We start from the raw sequence: 26,779 nt of genomic DNA on the forward strand, positions 1-26,779 counted from the left end.
TACTACTCTCCCATAGCCGCAGCTACCTCAGCAGATACTCTTTTATAAGTTCCATTTTCTAGTTGCTCTCTAATTGCAGAAAATGCATTTAACGTTTCTTCAATATCTTCCATAGTATGTGAAGCGGTAGGAATCAATCTCAATAAAATTAATCCTTTAGGTATCACCGGATATACTACTATCGAACAGAAAATTCCATAGGTTTCTCTTAGATCCTTAACCAAAGCCATCGCTTCAGGAATACTACCTTTTAAGTATACTGGAGTTACACAACTTTGGGTAGTTCCCAGATCAAAACCTCGAGCTTTCAATCCATTTTGAAGTGCGTTTACATTCTCCCATAATTTAGCTTTAAGCTCAGGCATGGTTCTAAGCATATCCAAACGCTTTAATGCACCAATCACCAATTGCATCTGTAGTGATTTGGCAAACATTTGAGATCTTAAATTGTATTTTAGGTAATCAATAATTTCCTGATCCGCAGCGATAAAAGCTCCGGTACTTGCCATTGATTTTGCAAAAGTTGCAAAGTACACGTCGATTTGATCTTGAACACCTTGCTCCTCACCTGTTCCAGCTCCGGTAGCTCCTAATGTTCCAAATCCGTGCGCATCATCAACAAAAAGTCTGAAATTATACTTTTCCTTTAGCGCTACAATCTCTCTCAATTTACCTTGCTCTCCACGCATTCCAAAAACACCTTCAGAAATCAACAAGATACCTCCTCCAGTTTTTTCGGCCATTTTGGTGGCACGCATCAAGTTTTTCTCAATACTTTCTATATCATTATGACGGTAGGTATATCTTTTTCCCTGATGTAAACGAACTCCATCGATGATACATGCATGCGCATCAACATCATAAACGATAATATCATCTTTATTGACAAGGGCATCTACTGTAGACACCATACCCTGATATCCGAAATTTAATAAATAAGCCCCCTCTTTGCCCACAAATTCTGCCAACTCATCTTGCAGCTGTTCGTGAAGATCGGTATGACCACTCATCATTCTAGCTCCCATAGGATAAGCAGAACCGTACATGGCAGCAGCCTCTGCATCTACTTTGCGTATTTCTTCTCTATTGGCAAGCCCCAAATAATCATTAATACTCCAAGTAATTACTTCTCTTCCCTGAAACTTCATTCTATTTGATATAGGACCTTCTAACTTTGGAAAAACAAAATATCCCTCTGCCTGATCCGCCCATTTTCCTAATGGCCCTTTGTCTTTATAAATCTTATCAAATAAATCTCTCATCTATCAAAAATTTGTTTCTTTTAAGTCTGCGAAAATACGGAAAATTGATTTTATGACATAATAATATTCCAATTCCCTTACACAATATGCTATTTTCTCAATTTCTCTCAATCTAGTGGTCTAAAATAACTGTTTTTCAGCGAATTTTAACCTAATTTTTCCTACAATATAAAAAATAACGCATTAGTTAACTTCATATGTAACTAGAGTAAATTGCATAAAAAAGGCATCCAACTCTAGGATTAGATGCCATTTGTATTATTTTTTATTGTACTATTTAACGAATTGCACTTGGATCGCATCCGCTTCATTCTTGCTATCAAAAAAGCCTTGTTCTGTCATCCAATCATCACTAAACACCTTACTCATATATCTTGAACCGTGATCAGGAAGGATAACGATAACATTGCTGTTTTCATCAAACTCACCCTGCTCTGCCAATTGTTTCAACCCTTGAATAGCTGCTCCACTGGTATACCCAAGAAACATCCCTTCTTTTCTAGCCAATTCTCTTGCAGTATGGGCGCTATCTTCATCATTTACCTTTTCGAACTTATCTATAGCTTCAAAATCTGTAGCTGTAGGAATTAAGTTTTTCCCTAATCCTTCGATTCGATATGGGTAAATCTCATTCTGATCAAATTCCTTAGTTTCATGATACTTCTTCAATACCGAACCATAGGCATCAATTCCCAAAACACGAACGTCTTTGTTTTGTTCTTTTAAATATCTTGCTGTACCAGAAATAGTTCCTCCTGTACCACAGCATGCTACAAAATGTGTTAACTGTCCGCTGGTTTGTTCCCAAATCTCTGGACCTGTGGAGTTATAATGTGCATCAATATTTGACTCATTGAAATATTGATTGATATATACCGAACCTTTAATTTCTTCGTGTAATCTCTTGGCTACCTGATAATAAGATCTTGGATCATCAGCACTTACATGGGCAGGACATACATATACCTTGGCCCCCATGTTTTTAAGCATTGCAATTTTATCTTTAGAAGATTTAGAGCTTACTGCCAGAATACAATCGTACCCTTTCACAATACTTACCATGGCCAGACTAAACCCAGTGTTTCCACTGGTGGTCTCGATGATAGTATCTCCAGGTTTAAGTATACCTTTTCTTTCCGCTTCTTCTATGATATATAATGCAATTCTATCTTTAGTAGAGTGTCCCGGATTAAATGATTCTATTTTGGCATAGAAATTACCCGGATATCCTTGCATGATTTTATTCAGTTTTACAAGAGGGGTTTTACCTATAAGTTCTAAAACATTATTGTAAGCCTGTATCTTTTCTCTCATATAGTTGTATTTAACAGGGTAATGGAAATGGGGTTCCATGTACTGTTATAAAAACGGTACGAAGGTACATTAAATTTTTCAATTAATCTTTTATACCTTCTAAATCTAATAAAAATGCATATTCTTCAGCTACTTCTTTTAGCGCTTCAAATCTACCCGAAGCACCACCATGACCAGCTTCCATATTCGTATGCAGTAACAATAAATTATTATCGGTTTTTAATTCTCTAAGTTTTGCCACCCATTTTGCAGGTTCCCAATATTGCACCTGGGAGTCATGTAGTCCAGTTGTGACTAGCATGTTTGGATACTCCTGTGCTATCACATTATCATATGGCGAATAGGATTTCATGTAGAGATAGTATTTTTTCTCATTAGGGTTACCCCATTCATCATATTCTCCTGTGGTAAGTGGAATACTCTCGTCAAGCATCGTCGTTACTACATCAACAAAAGGTACAGCTGCTACTACTCCATTATATAGATGCGGCGCCATATTTACTACCGCTCCCATTAACAATCCACCAGCTGATCCTCCCATGGCGTAAAGATGGTCTTTTGAAGTGTAACCATCCTTTATTAAAAATTTAGAACAATCTATAAAATCCGTAAAGGTGTTCTTTTTCTCAAATAACTTTCCATCTTCATACCAATTGCGCCCCAAATATTCTCCTCCTCGTACATGAGCAATGGCAAAAATAAATCCTCTATCCAGCAGACTTAATCGAACGGTAGAAAAATAAGGATCCACGGTAGAACCGTAAGAACCATAAGCATATAGCAATAAAGGATTGCTACCATCTTTTTGAATACCTTTTCTATACACCATAGAGATAGGCACCTTAGTTCCATCTGATGCTGTAGCCCATACTCTTTCTGAAACGTAATTATTTTTATCAAATTTACCCCCCAGTACTTCTTGTTCTTTCTTAATATCTTTCTTCTTGGTCTCCATATCAAAATCGATAACAGAATTAGGAGTAGTCAAAGAATTATAAGAATAGCGAAGTATTTGAGTATCAAAATCTGGATTTGTACTTACATACGCAGTATAGGTTTCGTTATCAAAAGGGAGGTAATAATCTAAGTTCCCATCCCAGCGTTTGATATTAATTTTATTCAAGCCATTATTACGTTCACTGATTACATAGTAATCTTTGAAAATCTCAATATCTTCCAGTAACACATCTTCTCTATGTGGTATTACCTCTTCCCAATGGTCTTTTTCGGTATTCCCTTCTTTGACCTTCATTAATTTGAAGTTCTTCGCATTGTCTGCATTGGTTAATACATAGAAGTGATCATCGTAATGAGCTATTCCATATTCTAACCCTCTTATCCTAGGCTGAAATACTTTAAATTCACCCAAAGGATTATCTGCCTTTAGAATTCGATACTCTGAGGTTAACGTACTACTGGAACCTATGACCAAATACTTTTTTGATTTTGTCTTGTACACGAAAGTGTAAAAAGTATCGTCTTCTTCGTGATATACTTCCACATCTTCAGACACTGGAGTTCCCAAAATATGTCTGTAGATTTTGTCAGACCTCAAGGTTTCGTCATCCTTCTTGGTGTAAAACAAGGTTTTACTATCTGCAGCCCAGGTACTACCACCGGTGGTTGTTTCTATAACTTCTGGGTACACTTCTCCTGTTTCCAGGTTTTTGATTCTAATACTGTACTTTCTTCGACTTATAGTATCTACACCAAACGCTATCAATTTATTATCAGGACTCACGTTAAGACCACTCATTTTGAAATAGGGATGCCCCTCGGCTTCTTTATTGCAATCAAACAGAATCTCTTCTGGTGCTTCTAACGAATCCTTCTTTCTTGAATATATTGGGTAATCCTTTCCTTTTTCATATCTAGTGATATACCAATATCCATTGAGCTTATAGGGAACAGAGGCATCATCTTCTTTAATACGTCCTTTCATTTCGACAAAAAGATCCTTTTGAAAATCCTTGGTATGTGCCGTCATTTTATCATTATAATCATTTTCCCGCTCCAAATAATCAATAACTTCTGGGTTTTCTCTTTCATTTAACCAAAAATAATTATCGATTCTTACATCTCCGTGCTTTTCGAGATGAGTTTCTATTTTTTCCGCTGTTGGATATTGCGTCTTTGTTTCCAATACGTTATTTGTATTTTTTTACATGAAGTTGCAAAAATAATCGAAAGTAAGCAGATAACACTCAGACTTTTCATCTATTTATTATATTTATAATGGAGATCATCCCAAATTTGACAACTAGATGTAGAATTAATCATTTGGTCATTATCTCTTGGTTTATTAATTGCCAAAGTACTAATTTTGTTTTTATAATTTTTAAAACGTTACGATATGTTTGGAGATATGATGGGAATGATGGGCAAGTTAAAAGAAGCTCAAAAAAATTGAAGAAACCAAAAAACGCTTAGACACTGTAATGGTTGACGAAAGCAGTTCTGATAATTTACTAAAAGTTACACTTACTGCTAATAGAGAGTTCAAAAGCATTACCATTGCAGACGAATTATTAAAGGACAAAGAACAACTAGAGGATTATCTTATTCTTACCTTAAATAAAGCTATACAAAAGGCGACAGAGGTAAATGAGAGCGAACTGGGTGCTGCTGCCAGAGAAGGTATGCCAGATATTCCAGGGCTGTAAATCTTTATGGAATAATTGTTGTTGCTTAGTAAGAAAAAATAAAATTAATATGAGATCAAAAAGCTTATTGGTGTGCTTTTTTTGGGCATATTATTATCGTATGCACAGACCGATAAAGCAGATTCGTTTTGGGTTTACAATCTTGAAGAAGCGAAAGAAATTTCAAAAACGGAAAACAAAAAGATTATTTTGTACTTTGGAGGAAGTGATTGGTGTAGACCTTGTATGATGTTACAAGAAGATTTCTTTGGAAACTATAAGTTTACAAAGTATAAAAAGGCTTTTGTGTTTTTATATGTTGACATTCCGAGAAATCGAAATCTATTAACAGCAGAACAAAAAGAAGAAAACTACAAGCTTTTGGAAGCATATAATAAAGGAAAAACTTTTCCTTTGGTTACTGTTTTAAACACAAGAGGAAAAGTACTTGAAGAACTTTCCGGATATAGTTCTTTACGTGATCCGATATATCATTTCGAATTATTAGAAAAGTATAAATAGAAAAAGCCTGGTTTGTTAGCCAGGCTTTTTTATTAGCATACTGCCCCCTTAGATTTACTGAATCAATCTAAATTCGGTTCTTCTATTCGCAGCATGTTCTCTTTCTGTACAGCTAACCCCATCTGCACATCTGTTTTTTAATCTTGTTTCTCCATATCCGTTAGCAACCAAACGACTTGCGTTTACTCCTTTTGCAATTAAATATGTAACTACAGACTGTGCTCTTCTTTCTGAAAGTTCGCGGTTACTGGATTTTGAGCCTCTAGCATCTGTATGTGATGCGATTTCCATTTTTGCACCAGGATTATTAGCTAGAACAGGCATTAAACGCGTATCAATGATATTTTTTGCCTGAGTGGTTAACGTAGCACTTCCTAGATTCCAATTAATTGGTAACGCAGAGTACTCTACCAAAGAACATTCTACTTCTCTCCAGGTAGTCAAACCTCCTTTTTGAGTTAAAACTTCTTTGGTTACTTCTTCATAAGTAGCAGGAACAATGACTTCTTCTGTATAAGCATCTTTAACCAATACTGTCTTCTTGATAGTTCCATACTCCGCAGGAATCTCTACTTCTACAACTCTTGCAGGCTCTACCAAAACTCTTTTGGTATAAGTACCGCTCTGTTCTGCAATAGCAGAGCTCGTAGTACTTGCGTCAGAAGCTAATGTTTTAGTAGGAATTGTAGTGTATTCTGCAGGATATCCTTTATAACACCAGTAACGACAATCATCTGGATTGCTAGACGCACAATCAGGTGCTGGAGCTCCTAACTCCCATTGGGCATAGGCAGGTTTGATTTCAACGGTTTCCGAATCATTTCCTAATTTTGCAGGAATAATTTTTAGCGTATTGGCTCCTTGTTTCTTTACAAAAGTTACTGTTCTTGTTTCGTACTTTGCAGGAACCACAGTCAGTTTCTTGGATGCCTCTTTGATCACTACTTTTTCTGTTACCGTTTCGTAAGTAGCAGGAAAAGTTTTTAGTTTTTTGTACTCGGGTGTTATCTGAACTTTTACTGTTTGATTTTCGTACACATCTGGAGTAGTACAGCGTACATAACATTTACCCGGTTCTGGGTTTTGAGGTAAATCTTGTTGAGCTTGTACTAAACTCACTGAAAAAATAAAGCATACCCCTAAAATAATTTTTCTCATAGTTGATGGAATTTAAATTTGTTTCATTTTAATTTTTTAGTTAAAAACTTTAACAAACTTAAATCCAGAGTCTAGCTTTATCCTTTTCTGATCTTTTATTAAAATCAAGGATTTCGACAAGTTGTATTTTTTATCGATAAAATGTTAATTAAAAATCCCTGCTTCCTTAATTTTATATTTTTCTTTCTCCATTTTATTATATAATTTTAACGAAAGCTTAAAAATTAACTAAAAAAACTGACAGTATGTTTGAACTCAAAAATAAGGAAGGGGCTTCATATCATTTTACCTTAAAAGCTAAGAATGGGCAAGTTATCTTAAGTAGTGAAGTTTATAATAGTAAGGCTGCCGCCGAAAACGGAATCGCTTCAGTAAAGAAAAATGCATCTGATGACGGTCGTTATGAGCGTAAAACTGCAAAGGATGGAAGATTCTTTTTCAATCTTAAAGCAGGAAATGGTCAGGTGATCGGAAGTAGCCAAATGTATTCTTCGGAATCTGGAATGGAAAATGGAATTAATTCTGTAAAAGAAAATGCTCCCGGAGCCGACACAAAGGAAGCATAATTTTTTAAGTGTTTTTTAAATAACAATTCATTAGATAAAGCTGTTCATTAATGAACAGCTTTTTTTATATGATGATTTGAAAGTAATTCCAAAAAATACTCATGTTGCTCTTGTGTATAATCCAGATGTGTCACAAATCTTAGTTTTCCTTGTCCCATACCGTAGAAGTACACGCCTTTGGTTTCCATTTCAGAAACAAATTCGTTTTCATCACCATCAATAGTAAAAATGATAATGTTGGTATCAATAGGCTCTACTTGTTTTACAAAAGGAAGCCCTTGAAGCAACTCTCCTATTTCTTTAGCTTTCCTATGATCTTCTGCTAGACGATCCAGATGATTATCTAGTGCATAGATCCCTGCTGCTGCCAGATATCCCAACTGTCGCATTCCCCCTCCAAGAATCTTTCTCACCCGTATCGCATTATCCATATACTTGGCATCTCCAACCAAAACGGATCCCACAGGAGCACCCAAACCTTTACTTAGACATACTGAAATAGTTTCAAAGACCTCGCCATATTGAAGTGGAGATTCTTTTTTTGCAATCAACGCATTCCATAATCGTGCCCCATCCAAATGGTATCCAAGATTATTCTCTACACATACTTCTTTAATCTTTTTAATTTCTTCGAAATTGTAACAGGCTCCTCCTCCTTTATTGGTTGTGTTTTCAATACAAACCAAACTCGTTAATGGACTATGATAAAAGTCTGGAGGGTTAATCGATGCCTGTACTTGATCTGCGGTAATCATTCCTCTATGTCCATCAATAAGTTTACAAGATACTCCACTATTGAATGATACTCCACCTCCTTCATAATTATAAACATGAGCGTATTTGTCGGCAATCAGTTGTTCTCCAGGTTGTGTATGCAGTTTAATCGCCGCTTGATTGGCCATGCTTCCCGAAGGAAAAAACAACGCTTTTTCCTTACCAAACATCTTCGCTATTTTTTCTTCAAGTTGATTAACTGTCGGATCTTCTTTATATACATCATCTCCTACTTCTGCATTCATCATTGCGTCCAGCATACCAAGAGTTGGTTTGGTCACTGTATCACTTCTTAGGTCTATTTTCATACTTCTATCTTGTAAGGTATATTAGGTCTCAAATTAGGCCAATAAAAATAATGCTATTTTTGTAAAACATATCTTAGTAAATCTTAAATAATTCCTTCGTCCATAAAATCATGCAAAAAATTTTAAACCACCTTATTTTTATTGCTAGTTTTTTGTTTTTTTTACTGGTCATACGCAAAGTTCTAAAGATACTTTGGCAAATAAAACCTACGACGAGATAAGAGCTCTTTTCTCTAGCCATAGAAGGGATTCAATTAAAGCGAATAATCTAGCTACTTATTATTTGGAAAGGGCAAAATCAGAAAATGACACGCTCAAAATGGCTAAGGGATATCATCTTCTTTTTTATAATTCTAGAGATATAGATACAAGACAACTTTATATTGACAGCATTATTAATAATACTACCTCTGTACAAAATGAAGAATTCCCTGCTCAGGCCTTTCTTCATAAAGCTCAATATTTCTTATATCAAAAAAGAGATGTTGAAAACACAGTTAACAGTCTGAATGAAGCTAGAAAATATGCTAATAAGAACAACAATATTCCTCTTATCTATCGTATTGACTATATGATAGGGATTATAAAAAGTGAGCATTTGAATGAAAAAGAAGAAGCCCTAGAAATTTATAAGAAAAGTGAGCGGTTCTATGAAACAAAAAGTGAAGATGTCTATATATCAAGATATTTGAATACCCTACATGCCATTGCTGAAACCTATATCGCTTTAGAAAAATATGATTCCTCATCATTTTACAACGAGTTAGGATATGCTGAATCTGTAAAGCAAGAAAATATTTACTTAAGAAGGCATAAGGTTTATTTTACGTTATGTGAGGGAATAAATAATTATTCAAAAGGTCAATATCAAGGAGCTATAGATAGTATACAAAAGGTGTTACCTACCATTATCTCTAATAATGATATTTCTAATATTTTGGATAGTTATTATTATTTAGGAAAGAGTTATTATGATTTGAATATGGAAGAAAAAGCACTACCATACTTCAAAAAAACAGATTCTGTTCTCGAAACTCTAAATTCTATCCCTCAATACAAACATGTAAAGACTTACGAATACCTCAAAAATTATTACAAAAACACTAATGATTTAGAAAATCAAAATAAGTATTTGAATAAATTAAATAGCGTACTTAGTAACTATTTGAATGATCAGATTCATATCAGCAAAAAGGTTAAAGAAGATTATGACATTGCGCTACTGCTAGAAGAGCAGAATGAATTGCGAGATAAACTGAATAAAAACACAAACACCTACGTATCGAGTATAACACTTTTGATTGTTATATTATTAAGTTTGGTTGCTCTATTATGGTATCAATTCAGAAAAAAACAAATCTATAGAAAACGATTTGAAAGTTTAATTGCAAATGATCATTCTACTATTACAAATATAGAACCGCAAACAACAAACATTGAATCTTCTGAAAAAGAACTTAAAGTTCCTCAAAAACATGTTACTTACATTTTAAGCAAATTAGAAGATTTTGAAAAAGAGAAAAAATATTTAACCTTAGGGATTAGTTCGCAAATTTTGGCAAACGACATAGATACTAATGTAAAATATTTGTCCAGGGTAATTAATCACTACAAAAATAAGAGTTTCACCAACTACCTTAATGAACTAAGAATCTCATACGCAGTTGAAGAACTTAAAACCAATGCTACGTTAAGAAAGTTTACGATAAAGGCGATTGCAAACGAGATGGGATACAATAGTGCAGAAACCTTTTCGAATGCTTTTTATAAACAGGTAAAAATAAAACCTTCTTACTATGTCAAAAGCTTAAACAAACAAGAATAACCCGATATATACCATTAATCATACTTCATTTTGTAGCACGAAATTCTGGAATTTCGTTTAGAAACCGCATTAAATCATCAACTTAACTCATAGTTTTTGTTTACTTTGGGATTCGAACATTATTATAACAAGTAAACACATCATGAAAAAAAATCACTCAACTCAAAAAAATTTGATTTATACAAAATTCAAATCTCAAAAATAAATCACTTAAAAAACATTAATGGTGGTGGTCAAGAAGGTACTCATTCTGGGGTATTAGAATGCCATGATCAAAGTTTTTGGGTAACATGTCCCCCAGATCAAATTAAATAAATGCAGTATGCAACAATTCTAGGAAATTCATTCTACTCATTTAATAGTTCTAATTAAAATATTCAGTCATGAAAAAAAACCATCAAATTTTAATAAAATTCCGCTAAAGAAACTTTCTATTTCAACACTAAATAGCCTTAACCAAATCAATGGAGGAATTGGCCATGGCGGAACACTTTCTTTTTACTTCTGTCAAACCGATAGTTGTATTTCTTGCCACCTAAATGAAGAAGATTGATAATACAAAATATTATTCATTATAAATACAAACCAAAACAGCCTTACTTTTTGATAAAGTAAGGCTGTTTTTTTTGTTTACTTAATTACAGACACTAGGTAACAAGTTGCTGCAATTCCATTAGCCACAGGATTAGCTCCACCGTTTGCTATTGCAATAAAAGTTCCTACTGTACAAAATCCATCCCAAAAACCGTTACCTTCAACAGTTTCCATTTGTTCTAATTTTAGTTCTTTGATAATCATAGATTTAAATTAATTTGATTTTAATAAAGAGTTTTCTGGTATCTACTTTTGTTGTGAGCTACCCGTAAGACAAAGAGCAGCAGTTAATCCAAGCGTTAATAAATTTGGAAAAATCATCAGCAACGCAACAGACCCACCACATGCGGTTCCATCATTTCCTCCATGGATTTCGCTGATAGTTTCAAGATTTAATTCTTTCATAATATTTATAATTTAAAGTAATAGTATTCTACCGTGGTAGAGTCGGAAGTCTCTCTTCCTTAAAACAACAACACCATATCTCTTTTTCTTAGATATCATAAATTTATCTCATAGAATGAGGGATCCTTGCCAATTCCAAACATGGCCTATTTATATTGTTTTTTTACAATATTTAATCTTGAGAGATTAGGTATTATGAATTTTTGTAATAGTAGTAGTATTGACTACCTTCTGAAGGTATATTTTAAGTTATTAGGGAACTGATATTACATCCTGATAACTTGTATTATGATCTATCCAAAAGTCACTGTAAAAATTGGAGGTTTTAATTAATTCACAATGGGTCCCAGAAACGGTGGTTATTCCATTCTCGATGACGTATACCCTATCCGCAATTTGCGGTAAGGAATGTAATCTGTGAGAAATAAAAATGATTCCCATATCCTTCTTTAGTTTTTGTAGTAACTGTAATGAAAACTGCTCTGTATTGCGATCCATGGCAGAAGTGTACTCATCCAAAACCAGTAATTTAGGTTTTTTGTATAATGCTCTTGCCAATGCAATAATCTGTTTTTGTCCTCCAGAAAGGTTAATTCCCGATTCTCCCAAAATGGTTGCATAACCTTGTGGAAATTGAGATATATACTTATCCAACCCGTATTTTTTACAGAAATTCACGACAGCTTCGGGTTGATCATCATCACTCATGGATATATTTCCTAAAACTGTATGATTAAATATTTTAATATCCTGTTCTATAACTCCAATTTGATCTCTCCAAGAAAGCATCGATACATCTTGTAACATATGTTCCTCATTAATAATAACTTTACCGCTTTCTGGTTCATAAAACTTTTGGATTATTTGACCAAGAGTGCTTTTCCCGCAACCGCTTTCTCCTACAACCGCTACACATTCACCTTTATCTACTTGAAGTGAAACATCTTTTAATACTCTACTTCTTCCGGCAAATCGAAAACCCAGGTTTTGCACAGAAAGTGATTTAAATGTTTCTAGGTTAATGTTACCTTGTTTTTCTGTTTCCATAGCAGCAAAATCAAACATTCTATTGAATGCAATTTTCGCTTCATTAATTGGAATTGTAATCAAAGCTAAACTGGCCACAGAGGGAAGTAAAGATCCAGCAATACCAATAATAGCCATTAGCTCACCTAATTTCAGAATTTCATAATACACCTGAAAGGATACAAAAGCTAAAAGAATAGTTAAAAACAATACGCTGAACACCCCAGAAAAAAGAGATAATCGTATATCTATTTTTCCTAGATCAAATACTTTATCTTGATAGTTGGCATAAATACTTTTATTTATCCTTTTGAATAAAGGCTGCTTATTATTGTTCTTTATTGTAGCAATACCATCCATCGTAGCGATGTAATTACTTTGACTATAAGCTCTAGATTGCATCACCTCTTTTTGAGCTTTGATTATCCTATTATTAAATTGATATATCAACACGAAATAAAAAGGTAAGCTTACCAACGCTATACTACCGGCGTGCCAGGAATAATAAAAAAGGAAACTAAGTGAGACCATAGATATTAAAAGGTTCACTACAAAAGTGTTTGCCACTTGTCGTATAACTTCCTGTATCCGCTGTGTATCATTCAATCTGGATACTAATTCTCCTATTTTTCGGGTATCAAAAAATGGCTTTGGAAGATGTAGTAAAGCCGCATAAAACGAATCAATGATACGATTATTGAAGTCTTTACTTTGTCGTATCAAAAAATAAGAACGTAAAACCTCGAACACTACCCTAATGACTAATAAAAATGTAACAAGAGCAATGCCTGTGATTAATTTATTGAAATCTTTTGAAGGCAGAATATCGTCAATCAATTTCTGAGAAAAAACAGCCATTGCCATACCCAATACGGCGATACACAAACCAAGAACAACACTAAAGGACAAAAGCTGATAATCTTCTTTGAGGAGTCGTAAAAACCACTCTTTTTTTGCTTTTTGTACTGTTTTTTCTTGTACAAAGCTATCATTGGGGGTTAGTACTAAGCAAGTTTTTGACTTCCATATATCGTCCAATTCATTTTTACTACAAGAGTATATTCCTTTTGCAGGATCACCAATTAAGAATTGATTACCAAAAAAACCATAACAAACCACATAATGCTGTAATCTATTTTCGATAAGAACGTGCAGAATTACCGGTTCTTTATGATCTATTAACGATTGCATATCAGACTCACATCCTTTGGCAGTAAAACCAATTTGATTTGCTGCCTGAAATAACCCTAGCAAAGATGTTCCCTGAGTGCTGGTTCCACTTAATTCTCTAAGAGCTTCCAGTGAGTGATTTCCCTTGTAATACTTCATTACAGACAAAAGGCATGCAACTCCACAATCATTTTGATCTTGCTGAAGCACTAAGCTTTTTTTATTCTTTTTTCTGATACATCAAATGTATTCTTCATATTTTCTAAATGATTAATTGAAGGAAAAACGCTTTCTGTATACTTTTACAATTGCGCTATATTGGTTTCTAATAACTGAAGAATTGTTTCTACTTTTAACTGCCCCTTATGTCTTTTAATTAGTTGTTGGTCGTTGTTATAAATTAGAACATAAGGAATAGAGGTAACATCGAAACGGATAGAGAAATCATCTTGTAAATCAAATAGGAAATGAACGTAATCATAATGGTTTAGTTTATAATATTCTGCAAATTTTTTTATATTTTCTTTGGTTTCCGAGGAAATAAAAACCAATTGTGTGTTCTTAAATTTTTCAACATTTTGTTGAATAGCTAATGCTTCATTTTTGCAATACTCGCATTCTGAATTAAAATAAATAAACACAGTATTAGAATTATTTACGAGTGATGTATTTGAAAATGTTTCTCCATCTATGGTTTCAAAAGAAAATTCAGGGATGGTCCTAATCGCATGTTCTACTTCTGTTTTATATTGAATTTTATCAAATACCCGATATCCCATAAAGCCTAACAATAAAACTACAAGAATGGCAATTGAATATTTTAGTATTGTTTTCATTTCTTTTTATTTAGGTTGTTGTTTTATGTGTATTTCTAATTCATATTGAGGGTTATAAACATGATCATTACTACCCAAATCAATAATACAGAGCCGTAACTGCTTACTACTATTTTTAAAGCTTTATCGGTCGATGTATGAATTTCTTTCCCCAATAAATAGGCAAGAATTATCCAATACAGTAATTCAAAAACATTTAGGGTCTGAAAAGGATAGACAAACCAGGAGATAGCCCTTCGTACCCAATAATACTTAATGCAGATAATGGGTAGAAACTTTGAACGTCTTCAATAGTATAATCACTACTGAATGCAAACCATATTAACTTAATGACACCAACTACAATGAAAATGAATTCGGCGGTGGTTACTATCCGGAATAGTTTTTTGTATGCTATTTTTTTGTCAAACAAAAAGGTTCCCATAAATAGAACAACACTTATTGACCCCACTTTTAGTAGTAAAATCAACGGAATAGATAAATATCCTACCCATTTCCATTTAGCATTAAGGGTCATGAATTCTTCTATTTGATCTCTGGTAAGCTGTTCGGATAAACTATTCATCATTAATTCTTCAGTTTGTAATACATAGTTAGTTACCAGTAAGAGAAGAACAGACAAAATAGAGAGTACTATAAAGGGGATTTTATTAAGCATAATTTGTGAATTTAATTGGATTGTAAACTATTCTGCAGTGAGAGGAACATATATCTCCTAGAGAATTCCTTTAGGAGATATATGTCAAACAAACTACTCTATGAAGTAATTTAGACAGCCTGTTCCTCCAGCAAATATGCCTAATAGATTTCCTGTAAAAAGCGATAGCGTCAAGACTCCACAAGATACTCCACCGGCAAAATCACCAAAGTCTCCTCCACTAATTGATTCTAATTGATTTGATTCTAAAGTTTTCATGTTATTGATTTTTATTTGTAGTTATTATTATTTAGTGTGCATCAGACGAACAAAACAATGCACCTGCTCCTATTACTAATGCTGCTCCTAGAGGAGTTAAAGAAGCTCCTATGGCAAAAACAGAAGCAAATCCCAGGGTAAAACATCCCCCTTCAATATTTTCCATTTTCTCCAATTCTAAATTTTTCATGATTAAAATGTTTTAATTATTACACCTACTCTTTTAAAGGATTTTCGGTTACCTCCTGAAAAGAAATAAATCGAAATGCTAGCAGGACAAACATAGATCCGTAAACCAGGGAATACAAACAGTTGTATGAGGTATTCCAGAATTTCGAGTGTTTTTCCAGAATTTCGAGTATTGCAAAAAGAGAAAAATTAACAACTGATGATTCCTGAAATCATACTGTTGGTAAAGAGGTGTTATCATTTAAGATTTAGGCATAAATTTCTACAAAAAAGGAGAGCCAATATTTTCAAAAACAAATCGCCCAGATATAAATACCTGGGCGACTTCACTCACATTCTCATTATAATTATCTACACACAAATCAGCTAAAAAAGTGGGTAAATTAGATATAGAGAATCTTTAAATTCATTATTGCACTGCTACACATCTTTGGCAACTCATAGGAGTTTGAGAATATAGGCATGAAGTAAAATGTGTCCCCATTCCACAACCATCTGGATTTGCCGTTTGCATATACCCTCCATAAGGATTTCCTCCTTTTATACTTGCCAATTGAGCTACACTCATTTTTTTGAAATCTAATTTCTTTTTGTTTTTCATAATGTTTGTTTTTAGTATACCTGTTATTAGATGAACTTTTAGTTGGAGCAAACATAATGGCCGTGGTATAAGCAATGCAACAATTGCATTCCTGTATTCTGGAATTTCGAGCGTTATTCCTGAAAATCGATTAACAAAGGCATAAAAAATCGTCCAATAAACTACATTATTGGACGATGTCTACTTAATTATGGTAATTAGATTACTATTTATCTTTCCATAACTACACAATATATGCAACTCGTCGGAGCCTGAGAGTATTGACATGCCAGTCCCTGAGTACCGTTCCCACATCCAGTTGGATCTGCTGTTAGCATTCCAGTTCCTGTTGTAGGATATGTCCAATTCTGATTTCCTCCCTTTGTACTATCCAGTTGTGCAATACTCATTTTTAAAACCTAAAATTGATTTATCTATTTTTCAACACAAACTTGACAACTCCCGGGAGTTCTTGAGTATTGACAGATTATTCCTCTTGTATCGAGACCACAAAGCACCGTAATTCCAGTTACAGTAACATTAAATCCTCCTTTAACACTACCCAATTGAGCCACGCTCATTTTTTTTAGATTTAGTTTCTTCTTGTTTTTCATGATGTAATTTGTCTTTGTTAAACATTATGAAAACAAACATAATAGCGATACTATGTAGTACGCAAAAACTCATATTTAATATTCCCGAATTTCGATCGAAATTCGGGAATTTTGATATTTTCTATAAAACCAGTACATTAGATTTTACTCTAAAAATCGAATCATGAAGAGAAAAAAGATCAACACCAAGAAGTTACCGTTAAAAAAATTCAATTAGCTACCCTTAAAAAAATGAATACTATTAAGGGAGGGAATGACACTGATGGTACGGCTAGCTTAAAAGCTGGTATAATTTGTTAGTAACAGCAAATAATAAACCATTCAAAATGTTTGAATGGTTTTTTTATGTGAGTTCTAAAAGATTAATCTCTCGTTAAAAATCAAGCCGATAAATTAATTTACTTTACATTTCTATTCAGGAAAAACAGCATTTTTTCTATACTTGGTATACAAATTTTTAAAATCTATGAAGTAAATATTGGTTTGCGTACTCTCAAGACTATCACTACTCGAATAATAAAGTGTATTCGTGTCTTCTATTAATTCTGGATAAAGATCACTTCCTGTAGTGTTAATTTCTTTGATATTCTGCGGTACAGACCATTTGTCATTTTCTTTAAAACTTATATAAAGATCTCCATAAGAGGACAAGTTTTCTTTCCGTTGAGATGCTTCAAAAAGGATAAGATCACCTTCTGTGTTGACCTCTAAATTCCATTCACCATATTCGCTATTCAAAGAATTACCCAAATTTATTGGTGGAGCGTACAAATCATTTATTTTCTTCACTATATACAAATCCCCTTGCCCATACCCGCCTTTACGGTCGGATGCAAAATACAAGTTTCCATAAGTATCTGTTCGTAAACAATACTCATTAGCTGATGAATTAATGGGTTCGTCCAAACGCATAGGCGCTCCCCATTCCCCACTATCACTTCTTTCAACTTTCCAAATATCCATAGAAACTTCTTCAATCCCTTGAGAAGGTCTTTTGGAAATAAAGTATAAGGTTTTTCCATGGTTTGTTATGTAAGGAGCACTGTCATCATATTTTCCTGAGAAAGAAGCTAACTTCGGTTTAGACCACGTTCCGTTTTTGTAAACTGAGTAGTAGATATAACTGACAACATCTCCCTTCCCCTATTGGTCATTACTTTTAGAAAAGTAGATTTCAGATCCCGAAGAAGAAAAAGTAAGCCCATACTCTATAGAAGCTGTCGAAATATTCCCAGGTTCAAAAAGCGTAGGTTGATGTTCTTTTAATTCTTTATTACAACCAATGGTAAGAAGTATTACCACACTATATAATAGTATTGATAACAAATCAAATGTATCCTTCGATTTCTTCATCGTATTCATTTTTTTGACTTTGTACTGCCTGTGGTAAAAGTTTTACTTCATTTTTATTATATAACAGCCAATAGTCTATTCCAGAGGTCCTTCAAAAATGAAAACAAAGATCAAAAACTACACTGAAAACTTCCTATTGGGGATCCGTCCGGGATTTTAGGAGATGGTAACGCTTTAAAACTCTCAGGCTTATTCAAAAATTGGTTTATACTATTTACCTGATAAGCATTATAGGATGTAATCAACTCATCTCCTTTTTGCGTTTTCAGAAAAGCTGCTAATTCAACAAGCTTATGCTGAGCAATAGCATTTACCTGTTGATAAGTGTTTTCATTTTTACTCAAATTCATCAAATGTTTCAATACATTAGCTTTAACCGCTTGCATGATCTCTTTCTGATAGCTATCGTTTATTTTCTGTTTGAAAGTAAGATTGATTAATTGATCCAAAACTTCTTCAAAGCCCAATTGTGTATTATCCAAACTCTTTTGTTGTATTAGCCTAGAGGCTCTTTCTGGATGCAATAATAACCCTAAAGTCATATCACTTGCCGTGGTTGCCACACTAATAGCATCAAAACCTACCCCTGTTTTTCCTTTAAATGATTCCCGAGTTCTCCAATATCCAAATGCTCTAGGTGGAAACAGTTGTAACTTATCTTTTGGTATTGCCAAATGTTCTGGAGATATCGTGAGCAGCACTTGTTTCATAGCTTCTCGCTGTTTGTCAGGAGTAACAGCTTCGACTATTACTTGCCCATCATCCTTGGTGGCATAATTATAGTTTAATCCTCCTACAAGCTTAACAGCGGCTTCCGTTTGATAACGATGAAAGAAATAGATGGGTACAAATACATCCTCCAAAACCGAATAGGGTTCTCCACTTTTTATATTGTCCTTAGAAAAGTTTTTGATTGCCACTCTTCTTACGTTAAGAACATTATCCAACTCTTCTACAGCACTTTTCCCATTATCCCACAAGTGAGCTAATTCATGTGCTCCTCCTTGTGGTCGTGCATCGCTATCAGAAATAAACCGCAATCCAGATGCATAAGCGTTATCCAATATCTTGTCCAAGGCTTTCTTTTCATCCTTATCATCTCCAATTTCGCTATAACTGTAGGCTACGGTTACCTTATCCCAATCTCCAATTTTGGTATCATAGGCATTAGAAAGATCAATTTTCCCATTTTTTAAGCTCACCGTAGGATGAGGATAATCCATTACAGAAGCCCTGCCATTTGTACTAGCCGCAAAATTATGAGCAAACCCAATAGTATGTCCCACTTCATGAGCAGACAATTGTCGGATTCGCGCTAAGGCTATCTCCAACATGGGTTGGTAATTATCATCTCTATTTGCAAATGGTTGATTAAGTAACGCCTGAGCAATCAAAAAGTCTTGTCTTATCCTTAAACTTCCTAAACTTACATGCCCTTTTAATATTTCTCCTGTTCTGGGATCGATAACACTAGCTCCATAACTCCAACCCCGGGTGGATCGGTGCACCCATTGTATTACGTTATACCTCAAATCCATCGGGTCCGCGTCTGCCGGTAACATTTTTACCTGGAATGCATTTTTAAACCCAATAGCTTCAAAAGCTTGATCCCACCATCGAGCTCCATCTAATAATGCTGAACGCACGGGCTCCGGGGTCCCAGGATCCAAATAGTAAACGATAGGTTCTTTGGCCTCACTAATTGCTTGATCTGGATTTTTCTTTTCTAAACGATGACGTCGTATATATCGTTTTGTAATCGATTCTTGAATGGGAGTAGCATAATCCTGATACGAAATAAACAGGGCTCCGCTTCTGGGATCAAATGCTCTTTTTCTATAACCATCATCTGGTAGTTCTACAAACGAATGATGTTGAGTAACGGTGAGAAACTGTGTGTTAGGCGCCACAGTTTGCAAATGCTGCCCAGTTGGTGCACCTTTGTAGGTGAGTAGAGCTTCGAATTCAACATTTCTAGGAAACGCTTTCGTTCTTTCTAAACTTAAAGCGCTTCTACTTTTATCAACACTATAATTCCCTTCTTTTTGAGCCTTAAGTCTATTGATCACGCCATGAGTGTCTTGCATCAAGAAAGGAGTAACATCGATGATAAATTTTCCTTCTTTTGATGCTTTGATCGGAAAACCAAACAATACCGATTTGGCAAAAGCTTGCTGTACACTTTTTTTCTCCAAAACATTATCAGTTATTGCCCTATATTGCTGATTAGGTTGTACCAACAATAACTTATTCCCTGCTTTTACAAACTTTACCACAACCCCATTACCAATTTGTCCTCTATCCAAACCGATATCATTAGAACCTAATCCCGTAGTTAGGGAGTGCACATACAAAAATTCCTTATCCAATTGATCAACTTCCAGGTAAATTTCATCCTTATCTTCATTATAGTGGAAATCAAAATAACCATTGTAATTTTTGAGGTTTTTGTGCTTTTCCAAAAATTGTGCTGTAATAGAGCAACTAAAACATAAGGTAAGAAACAAGAAAAATGACTTCATGAAATGAGTTTTGTGTGAAAGGTTCTGTCAAATTTTTAAAGCTATAAAATAATCGAAAAAATATTTCTTACTGAAGTGTTAAATCCTATTTTTGTCTAAAATTAGAAAAAGTAATGATTAATACGGAGACTTTACAGGATCTTAGAAAACGCCTGGTTGCGTTAAGGAGGTATCTTTGACGTTGATGCCAAACTTATTGAAATAGCAAACGAAGAGGAGAAAACTTTCGCTCCTGATTTTTGGAACAATGCCCAAGAAGCCGAAAAACATATGAAAGCGCTCAATGCTCAAAAAAAATGGGTGTCTGATTATGAAAAAAGCGAAGCTTTGGTAGATGATCTGGATGTATTATTCGAATTCTTCAAAGAGGGTGACGCCAGTGAAGATGAGGTTAGCCAAAAACATATAGAAGCTCTGGATCTTATTGAAGATCTCGAATTCAAAAATATGCTTAGTGACGAAGGGGATAGCATGAGTGCTGTTTTACAAATCACTGCTGGTGCTGGTGGTACAGAAAGCTGTGATTGGGCGAGCATGTTGATGCGTATGTATTTGATGTGGGCCGAAAAAAGAGGCTATAAAATAAAAGAACTCAACTATCAGGAAGGTGATGTTGCTGGTATTAAAACCGTGACTTTAGAAATTGATGGAGAGTTCGCATTTGGTTGGTTGAAAGGAGAAAACGGAGTACATCGATTGGTACGTATCTCCCCTTTTGACAGCAATGCCAAAAGGCACACTTCTTTTGCTTCTATCTATGTATACCCACTTGCAGATGATAGTATCGAAATTGAAATCAATCCTTCAGACTATGAAATTATCACTTCGAGATCTAGTGGTGCTGGTGGGCAAAATGTAAATAAGGTAGAAACCAAGGTACAATTAACGCACTTCCCTACCGGGATACAAATCTCTTGTTCTGATTCAAGATCGCAGCATGATAATCGAGAGAAAGCGTTGCAAATGCTGAAATCTCAGTTATTTGAGATTGAACTAAAAAAGCAACAAGCCCAACGCGATGAAATTGAAGCCTCCAAAATGAAAATCGAATGGGGCTCTCAAATCAGGAATTATGTGATGCATCCTTACAAATTGGTAAAAGATGTTAGAACTGCAGAAGAAACCGGAAATGTAGATGCAGTTATGGATGGGAATATCGATAAATTCCTAAAGGCATACCTGATGATGATGGGACAAAGAAACGACGATTAAACAAAAACGAATGAAAACAATAATTTATCATAATCCTAGATGCAGAAAATCCCGAGAAACACTTGCGATTCTTGAGGAAAAGCAAGAAGAAATTGAGACTGTAAAGTATCTTGAAACTCCTCCGAGCAAGAAGGAACTTACAGAAATCCTTGCTATGCTTGGGATATCACCTATTGAGCTCGTTAGAAAAAATGAAGCTATTTGGAAAGAAAATTTTAAAGGTAAAGAATTAAGCGATCAAGAAGTTGTTGATATTCTTATTGAACATCCAAAGTTAATAGAGCGACCTATTGTTATAAAAAATGGTAAAGCTGTTATTGGGAGGCCACCTGAAAAAGTAATCGAAATACTTTAATCTTTTTTTAACAATTTCTGATTAAACCTTTTTATTTTTCGGAAGTCTTAATTCTCTTAAGCCCTTTGCACATAAGGGGTAACGAATCTTAACATATTTACAATTAACAAATCATTAACCGTTTTACTAAGTTGCTTTGATACTTTTGAGGCGCATTTAAAAAACGATTCATGTTAAAAAACCTTTGGATATACTTATTAATATTCTCTACACACATTTTTGCTCAACAACGAGGAGATTTTTCTAATGCACCAATCACCGTTTCTGGTATTGTAGTTGATCAGGACACCAATCAGCCTCTAGAATATGCAACGGTTTCTTTTTATAGTCCCAAGCTTAAAAAAATTGTAACAGGTGGAATAACGAATCAAAAGGGAGCCTTTTCTATAGAGGTCAAGCGAGGAGTATACACTATAAATGTGGAATATATCTCATTTCAAACCAAAACAATCTCTCAAAAAAAGGTATTCAAAAATACGGATCTAGGGGTCATTCCGCTTGGACTTGATACTGAAACCCTGGATGATGTCGTAGTTATAGCAGAAAAAACAACTGTAGAAATCAAGCTTGATAAAAAAATCTATAATGTTGGTAAGGATCTAACAGTAAGCGGAGGTACAGTGAGTGATGTCCTCGACAATGTTCCTTCTGTATCTGTTGATGTTGAAGGTAATGTGGCTTTGAGAGGAAATGACAATGTACAAATTCTAATCAATGGCAAACCTTCTGGATTGGTAGGACTCAATAGTACCGATGCATTGAGGCAGCTTCCTGCAGAATCTATTGAAAGAGTTGAGGTGATTACCTCCCCTTCTGCGCGTTATGATGCAGAAGGTACTGCCGGAATTTTAAACATTATCCTGCGTAGAAGTAAGTTGCAAGGCATGAATGGTGCCATTACTATCAATGCCGGTTACCCCTGGCAAGCAGGGATCTCTGGTAATTTGAATTACAGGGTTGGGGATCTTAACTTTTTCACCACATCAGGATATCGATATAGAGAGGTTCCAGGAAATTCGTTAAATGAGACCAGATTTTTTGGAGAAGATGAAGTAATTTCTCTAGATGACACCTTCCTTGTAGAGGATCGTGATTTTGATAGAATCAGAAAAGGAATAAATACAAATGTAGGAGTAGAATGGTATATCAACAAAACTTCATCGGTTACCGCTTCGTATTTATACAGATCAGGTGATAATGAAAGTAATACCACTAATATCATTACCGAACCTGATCTTAACGGTACTATTATAAGTCGAAATATTCGTTTTGATCCGGAAATAGAAGACGATCAAACTAAGCAATACTCGATAAACTTTAGCAAGGACTTTAATGATAGCGGTCATAAACTAACTGCAGATTTTCAGATAGAAAATAGTACAGAAACAGAAAACTCTCGAATTACTCAAGATAATTCTACAAGAATCGAATTAGTAAATACAGACGAAGCTCAAGAACGTATATTATTACAGGCAGATTATGTTTTACCAATAGGTAAAAACAGCCAATTTGAACTTGGGTATCGAGGAAACTTTAATGAACTTAATACCGAATTTTTGGTACAAAACGATGACAATGGTCTAGTGGTAACAGACACAGATCTATCCAACAATTTGATTTTTACAGAAAGAATCAATGCCGCGTACTCACAATATGGGAGTAAAATAGATAAATTCTCTTTTCTACTTGGACTTAGAATGGAGGACACTAGAATTATCATTGATCAACAAACCAGTGGGGACTTTGATAGAAAAAATTATACTGATCTTTTTCCCACGGTGAATTTGGCCTATGAAATTTCCAAAAAGCAAAATATTACTTTAGGTTATAATCGAAGAATCAGACGTCCTCGTTCACGATTTATCAACCCCTTCCCTTCCAGGTCTAGTGCTACCAATTTATTTCAGGGAAACCCAGATTTGGATCCAAGCTATACCAATGCGTTCGACTTAGGGTATCTCAATCGTATTGGAAAACTAACTATAAACAGCTCCATATACTACAATCATTCTACTCAAAATTTCACTTTTATTTCAGAAGACACAGGAAATACGGTTGTTATAGGTATAAGTGACGATAATCCGCAAGGAACCGAGGTCCCTGTAATACGACGAACTCCTATTAATCTAGCAAGTTCTGATCGATATGGTTTTGAGTTTACTTTGATTTATAACCCTAGCAAAAAATGGAGAGTTAATGGGAACTTTAATGCATTTCAAAATACTGTACGTGGTACTGATCCAAGTGGAGAAAGTCTTGATGCGGAAAACTTTAGTTGGTTTGCACGTATCAACAACAAAATAACATTGCCTTCAAAAATTGATTGGCAAACGAGTATGTTCTATAGAGGACCTACAGAAAATGCACAAACCAAAAGTGAAGGAATATTAAGTGTAAACTTAGCCTTCAGCAAAGATCTTTTTAAGGAGAAAGCATCAATGACTTTTAATGTAAGTGATCTATTCAATTCCAGAAAACGCATCAGTAGCTCTATCACGCCTACCTTTATTTCAGATAGTGAATTTCAATGGAGAGAGCGAAGCTTCAATTTTGCTTTTACGTATCGATTTAATCAAAAGAAGAAAAGACAACGATCCAGAAGAGATTTTAATTCTGATGATGAAGAATTTGGAGGATAGCCTAAGCTCTGTGATTATAAAGCATAAAAAAAGGAAGCCAATTGGCTTCCTTTTTGTTAATATCGTAATACGTTATGCTTCTTTTGCTTGACGCTTAGCTTCTCTTCTCAACTTGAAGTTCTCGATATTAGCTCCGATAATCCAGTAAGGAATTACGAAAGTTAATAAAAAGATCATTAACCAAAATCCTATAGTAAGAATGGTTAAGAAAGCTAAAAATCCAAGGTACTGGTCGAATTCAAACATAACAATAATCTAATTTTCAAATTTGTGCCAAAGATAATAACTCTTATTTATTTGTCATAGCAGAAATACGATTTATTTTAAAAACTATTTTTATCATCTGCAGGTCACCAAAAAATAGCCCCTTTATTCAGAAAAAGTGAGGCAAATGCTTAAATTTGCACTCTTAAAAAAAACAAATCATCGTACCTATGGAATATAGAATAGAAAAAGATACAATGGGAGAGGTAAAAGTTCCTTCGGATAAACTTTGGGGAGCTCAAACCGAAAGATCAAGAAATAACTTCAAAATAGGTGCTCCGGCATCCATGCCTTTAGAAATCGTATACGGTTTTGCTTACCTTAAAAAAGCGGCAGCATATACCAATTGTGAATTAGGAGCGCTTCCTATAGAAAAAAGAGACTTGATCGCTCAAGTATGTGATGAAATTTTAGAAGGAAAACACGATGATCAATTTCCACTGGTAATATGGCAAACAGGTTCTGGTACGCAAAGTAACATGAACGTAAACGAAGTAATTGCCAATCGTGCACATCAAATAGCAGGAAAAACAATTGGAGAAGGTGATAAAACGTTGCAACCTAATGACGATGTTAATAAATCTCAATCTTCAAACGATACATTCCCAACAGGAATGCATATTGCTGCATACAAGAAGATTTTGGAGGTGACTATTCCGGGGATTACTCAACTAAGAGATACCTTAAAGAAAAAATCTGAAGAGTTCAGAGATGTAGTGAAAATAGGTCGTACCCATTTTATGGATGCTACCCCACTAACTATCGGTCAGGAATTATCTGGTTATGTTTCTCAGTTGGATCACGGACTTAAAGCATTAGAAAACACCTTACCTCACCTTGCAGAATTAGCATTGGGAGGAACTGCAGTAGGAACAGGTTTAAATACACCAAAAGGATACGCCAAAAGAGTTTCTGAGTTCATCGCTCAGTTTACTGGACTACCTTTTATCACTGCCGAAAACAAATTTGAAGCACTAGCCGCTCACGATGCTTTTGTAGAGACTCATGGAGCATTAAAGCAACTTGCTGTTTCTTTAAATAAAATAGGAAACGATATCAGAATGTTGGCCTCTGGTCCAAGAAGTGGTATTGGAGAATTGATTATACCTGCAAACGAGCCAGGAAGCTCTATCATGCCAGGAAAGGTAAATCCTACCCAGTGTGAAGCACTAACTATGGTATGTGCACAGGTATTGGGGAATGATGTGGCTATCAATGTTGGTGGAATGCAAGGTCATTTTGAATTGAATGTATTCAAACCAGTTATGGCAGCAAACTTATTACAAAGTGCACAACTTCTAGGCGATGCATGTGTTTCTTTTGACGTACACTGTGCGCAAGGTATTGCTCCAAACCAAGCGAGGATTACTGAGTTACTTAACAATTCTTTGATGCTGGTAACCGCTTTAAATACCAAAATAGGGTATTACAAAGCTGCAGAAATAGCAAACACAGCACACAAAAACGGTACTACGCTGAGACAAGAAGCTGTAGCGCTTGGATATGTTACTGAAGAAGAATTTGAAGAATGGGTAAAACCAGAAGATATGGTAGGTAGTTTGAAATAACAACTACAATCCAAAACTATAAAAAAATCAAAAAACCGCATTGTAGCTCAATGCGGTTTTTCTATTTTCCTTACTAATTCAGTGTTCCCCTTGCAAAATTTTTGTCCCCCAACAAAATCTTCACAAATTCTTCACTAATTCTTTTCTTATCTATGAATAGCGTGG

The 26,779-nt window shown here is 34.7% G+C and carries 26 protein-coding genes and 1 pseudogene; 8 read left to right on the top strand and 19 right to left on the bottom strand.

What is annotated here, in order from left to right; all coding sequences use genetic code 11:
- Positions 1 to 2: 2 nt before the first annotated feature.
- From AC0L3Q_RS14120 to AC0L3Q_RS14130, 3 genes are all read right to left on the bottom strand, one after another.
- Positions 3 to 1,262, bottom strand: coding sequence for an aminotransferase class I/II-fold pyridoxal phosphate-dependent enzyme (locus tag AC0L3Q_RS14120; protein ID WP_473280239.1), 1,260 nt, complete (start codon positions 1,260 to 1,262; stop codon positions 3 to 5).
- A 273-nt stretch (positions 1,263 to 1,535) separates the two neighbouring features.
- Positions 1,536 to 2,576 (bottom strand): PLP-dependent cysteine synthase family protein, encoded by a 1,041-nt coding sequence (locus tag AC0L3Q_RS14125; RefSeq protein ID WP_473280241.1) that lies wholly within the window; start codon positions 2,574 to 2,576, stop codon positions 1,536 to 1,538.
- Positions 2,577 to 2,658: 82 nt separating this feature from the next.
- Positions 2,659 to 4,719 (bottom strand): S9 family peptidase, encoded by a 2,061-nt coding sequence (locus AC0L3Q_RS14130; protein WP_473280243.1) that lies wholly within the window; start codon positions 4,717 to 4,719, stop codon positions 2,659 to 2,661.
- Positions 4,720 to 4,929: 210 nt separating this feature from the next.
- Here AC0L3Q_RS14130 and AC0L3Q_RS14135 point away from each other — a divergent pair.
- A pseudogene (locus AC0L3Q_RS14135) lies at positions 4,930 to 5,239 on the top strand (YbaB/EbfC family nucleoid-associated protein).
- Between the two features lie 72 nt (positions 5,240 to 5,311).
- Entirely contained in the window at positions 5,312 to 5,740 is a 429-nt protein-coding gene (locus AC0L3Q_RS14140; RefSeq protein ID WP_473280245.1) for a thioredoxin family protein, read from the top strand.
- A 54-nt stretch (positions 5,741 to 5,794) separates the two neighbouring features.
- Here AC0L3Q_RS14140 and AC0L3Q_RS14145 read toward each other — a convergent pair whose 3' ends face one another.
- A complete protein-coding gene (locus tag AC0L3Q_RS14145; RefSeq protein WP_473280247.1) occupies positions 5,795 to 6,898 on the bottom strand; it encodes an OmpA family protein in 1,104 nt (367 codons plus the stop codon).
- 245 nt (positions 6,899 to 7,143) lie between these two features.
- Between AC0L3Q_RS14145 and AC0L3Q_RS14150 the strand changes: the two genes are divergently transcribed.
- Positions 7,144 to 7,464 carry a YegP family protein gene (locus AC0L3Q_RS14150; protein WP_473280249.1) on the top strand — a complete coding sequence of 107 codons (321 nt, stop codon included), beginning with the start codon at positions 7,144 to 7,146 and terminating at the stop codon, positions 7,462 to 7,464.
- Between the two features lie 47 nt (positions 7,465 to 7,511).
- Here the strand turns inward: AC0L3Q_RS14150 and AC0L3Q_RS14155 are convergent, their stop codons facing one another.
- On the bottom strand, positions 7,512 to 8,546 hold the full coding sequence (locus AC0L3Q_RS14155) for a threonine aldolase family protein (protein ID WP_473280251.1): 1,035 nt from the start codon (positions 8,544 to 8,546) through the stop codon (positions 7,512 to 7,514).
- A gap of 193 nt (positions 8,547 to 8,739) precedes the next feature.
- Here AC0L3Q_RS14155 and AC0L3Q_RS14160 point away from each other — a divergent pair, with 193 nt between their 5' ends.
- A complete protein-coding gene (locus AC0L3Q_RS14160) occupies positions 8,740 to 10,371 on the top strand; it encodes a helix-turn-helix domain-containing protein (protein WP_473280253.1) in 1,632 nt (543 codons plus the stop codon).
- Positions 10,372 to 11,001: 630 nt separating this feature from the next.
- Here AC0L3Q_RS14160 and AC0L3Q_RS14165 read toward each other — a convergent pair.
- The 13 genes from AC0L3Q_RS14165 to AC0L3Q_RS14225 all read right to left on the bottom strand — a co-directional run bounded on the left by AC0L3Q_RS14165 (position 11,002) and on the right by AC0L3Q_RS14225 (position 20,576).
- Positions 11,002 to 11,169: a hypothetical protein gene (locus AC0L3Q_RS14165; RefSeq protein WP_473280255.1), complete on the bottom strand. Its 168-nt coding sequence runs from the start codon at positions 11,167 to 11,169 to the stop codon at positions 11,002 to 11,004.
- A gap of 42 nt (positions 11,170 to 11,211) precedes the next feature.
- Positions 11,212 to 11,370 carry a hypothetical protein gene (locus tag AC0L3Q_RS14170; RefSeq protein WP_473280257.1) on the bottom strand — a complete coding sequence of 53 codons (159 nt, stop codon included), beginning with the start codon at positions 11,368 to 11,370 and terminating at the stop codon, positions 11,212 to 11,214.
- 252 nt (positions 11,371 to 11,622) lie between these two features.
- A complete protein-coding gene (locus AC0L3Q_RS14175; RefSeq protein ID WP_473280259.1) occupies positions 11,623 to 13,776 on the bottom strand; it encodes a peptidase domain-containing ABC transporter in 2,154 nt (717 codons plus the stop codon).
- Positions 13,777 to 13,868: 92 nt separating this feature from the next.
- Positions 13,869 to 14,402, bottom strand: coding sequence for a TlpA family protein disulfide reductase (locus AC0L3Q_RS14180; RefSeq protein WP_473280261.1), 534 nt, complete (start codon positions 14,400 to 14,402; stop codon positions 13,869 to 13,871).
- 196 nt (positions 14,403 to 14,598) lie between these two features.
- Positions 14,599 to 15,060 (bottom strand): hypothetical protein, encoded by a 462-nt coding sequence (locus AC0L3Q_RS14185; protein ID WP_473280263.1) that lies wholly within the window; start codon positions 15,058 to 15,060, stop codon positions 14,599 to 14,601.
- A 93-nt stretch (positions 15,061 to 15,153) separates the two neighbouring features.
- Positions 15,154 to 15,318: a hypothetical protein gene (locus AC0L3Q_RS14190; RefSeq protein ID WP_473280265.1), complete on the bottom strand. Its 165-nt coding sequence runs from the start codon at positions 15,316 to 15,318 to the stop codon at positions 15,154 to 15,156.
- Positions 15,319 to 15,349: 31 nt separating this feature from the next.
- Positions 15,350 to 15,508: a class IIb bacteriocin, lactobin A/cerein 7B family gene (locus AC0L3Q_RS14195; protein ID WP_473280267.1), complete on the bottom strand. Its 159-nt coding sequence runs from the start codon at positions 15,506 to 15,508 to the stop codon at positions 15,350 to 15,352.
- A 408-nt stretch (positions 15,509 to 15,916) separates the two neighbouring features.
- Entirely contained in the window at positions 15,917 to 16,108 is a 192-nt protein-coding gene (locus AC0L3Q_RS14200) for a hypothetical protein (RefSeq protein ID WP_473280269.1), read from the bottom strand.
- Between the two features lie 209 nt (positions 16,109 to 16,317).
- On the bottom strand, positions 16,318 to 16,497 hold the full coding sequence (locus AC0L3Q_RS14205) for a hypothetical protein (RefSeq protein ID WP_473280271.1): 180 nt from the start codon (positions 16,495 to 16,497) through the stop codon (positions 16,318 to 16,320).
- Positions 16,498 to 16,521: 24 nt separating this feature from the next.
- Complete coding sequence (locus tag AC0L3Q_RS14210; RefSeq protein ID WP_473280273.1) at positions 16,522 to 16,668, bottom strand: hypothetical protein; 147 nt, start codon at positions 16,666 to 16,668, stop codon at positions 16,522 to 16,524.
- A gap of 444 nt (positions 16,669 to 17,112) precedes the next feature.
- Positions 17,113 to 17,664, bottom strand: coding sequence for a hypothetical protein (locus tag AC0L3Q_RS14215; RefSeq protein ID WP_473280275.1), 552 nt, complete (start codon positions 17,662 to 17,664; stop codon positions 17,113 to 17,115).
- Positions 17,665 to 17,844: 180 nt separating this feature from the next.
- Entirely contained in the window at positions 17,845 to 18,054 is a 210-nt protein-coding gene (locus AC0L3Q_RS14220; protein ID WP_473280277.1) for a hypothetical protein, read from the bottom strand.
- A 110-nt stretch (positions 18,055 to 18,164) separates the two neighbouring features.
- The gene (locus tag AC0L3Q_RS14225) at positions 18,165 to 20,576 is read right to left on the bottom strand and encodes a zinc-dependent metalloprotease (RefSeq protein ID WP_473280279.1); all 2,412 of its coding nucleotides are present in this window, start codon (positions 20,574 to 20,576) and stop codon (positions 18,165 to 18,167) included.
- A gap of 113 nt (positions 20,577 to 20,689) precedes the next feature.
- On the opposite strand from AC0L3Q_RS14225, the gene prfB reads away from it, so the two are divergent.
- The 3 genes from prfB to AC0L3Q_RS14240 all read left to right on the top strand — a co-directional run bounded on the left by prfB (position 20,690) and on the right by AC0L3Q_RS14240 (position 24,782).
- A protein-coding gene (prfB, locus tag AC0L3Q_RS14230; protein WP_473280281.1) for a peptide chain release factor 2 occupies positions 20,690 to 21,788 on the top strand; the annotation gives its coding sequence in 2 pieces (ribosomal slippage) (positions 20,690 to 20,752 and positions 20,754 to 21,788; 1,098 coding nt in all).
- Between the two features lie 10 nt (positions 21,789 to 21,798).
- Positions 21,799 to 22,143, top strand: coding sequence for an arsenate reductase (glutaredoxin) (arsC, locus tag AC0L3Q_RS14235; protein ID WP_473280282.1), 345 nt, complete (start codon positions 21,799 to 21,801; stop codon positions 22,141 to 22,143).
- A gap of 170 nt (positions 22,144 to 22,313) precedes the next feature.
- The gene (locus tag AC0L3Q_RS14240; protein ID WP_473280284.1) at positions 22,314 to 24,782 is read left to right on the top strand and encodes a TonB-dependent receptor; all 2,469 of its coding nucleotides are present in this window, start codon (positions 22,314 to 22,316) and stop codon (positions 24,780 to 24,782) included.
- 72 nt (positions 24,783 to 24,854) lie between these two features.
- On the opposite strand, the gene AC0L3Q_RS14245 is transcribed toward AC0L3Q_RS14240, so the two are convergent.
- On the bottom strand, positions 24,855 to 25,028 hold the full coding sequence (locus AC0L3Q_RS14245; protein WP_170864551.1) for a hypothetical protein: 174 nt from the start codon (positions 25,026 to 25,028) through the stop codon (positions 24,855 to 24,857).
- A 188-nt stretch (positions 25,029 to 25,216) separates the two neighbouring features.
- Between AC0L3Q_RS14245 and fumC the strand changes: the two genes are divergently transcribed.
- Positions 25,217 to 26,614, top strand: coding sequence for a class II fumarate hydratase (fumC, locus tag AC0L3Q_RS14250; protein ID WP_473280286.1), 1,398 nt, complete (start codon positions 25,217 to 25,219; stop codon positions 26,612 to 26,614).
- The last annotated feature ends 165 nt before the right edge of the window (positions 26,615 to 26,779 follow it).

This window comes from Aquimarina sp. KJ22-3 (genome assembly GCF_055808215.1).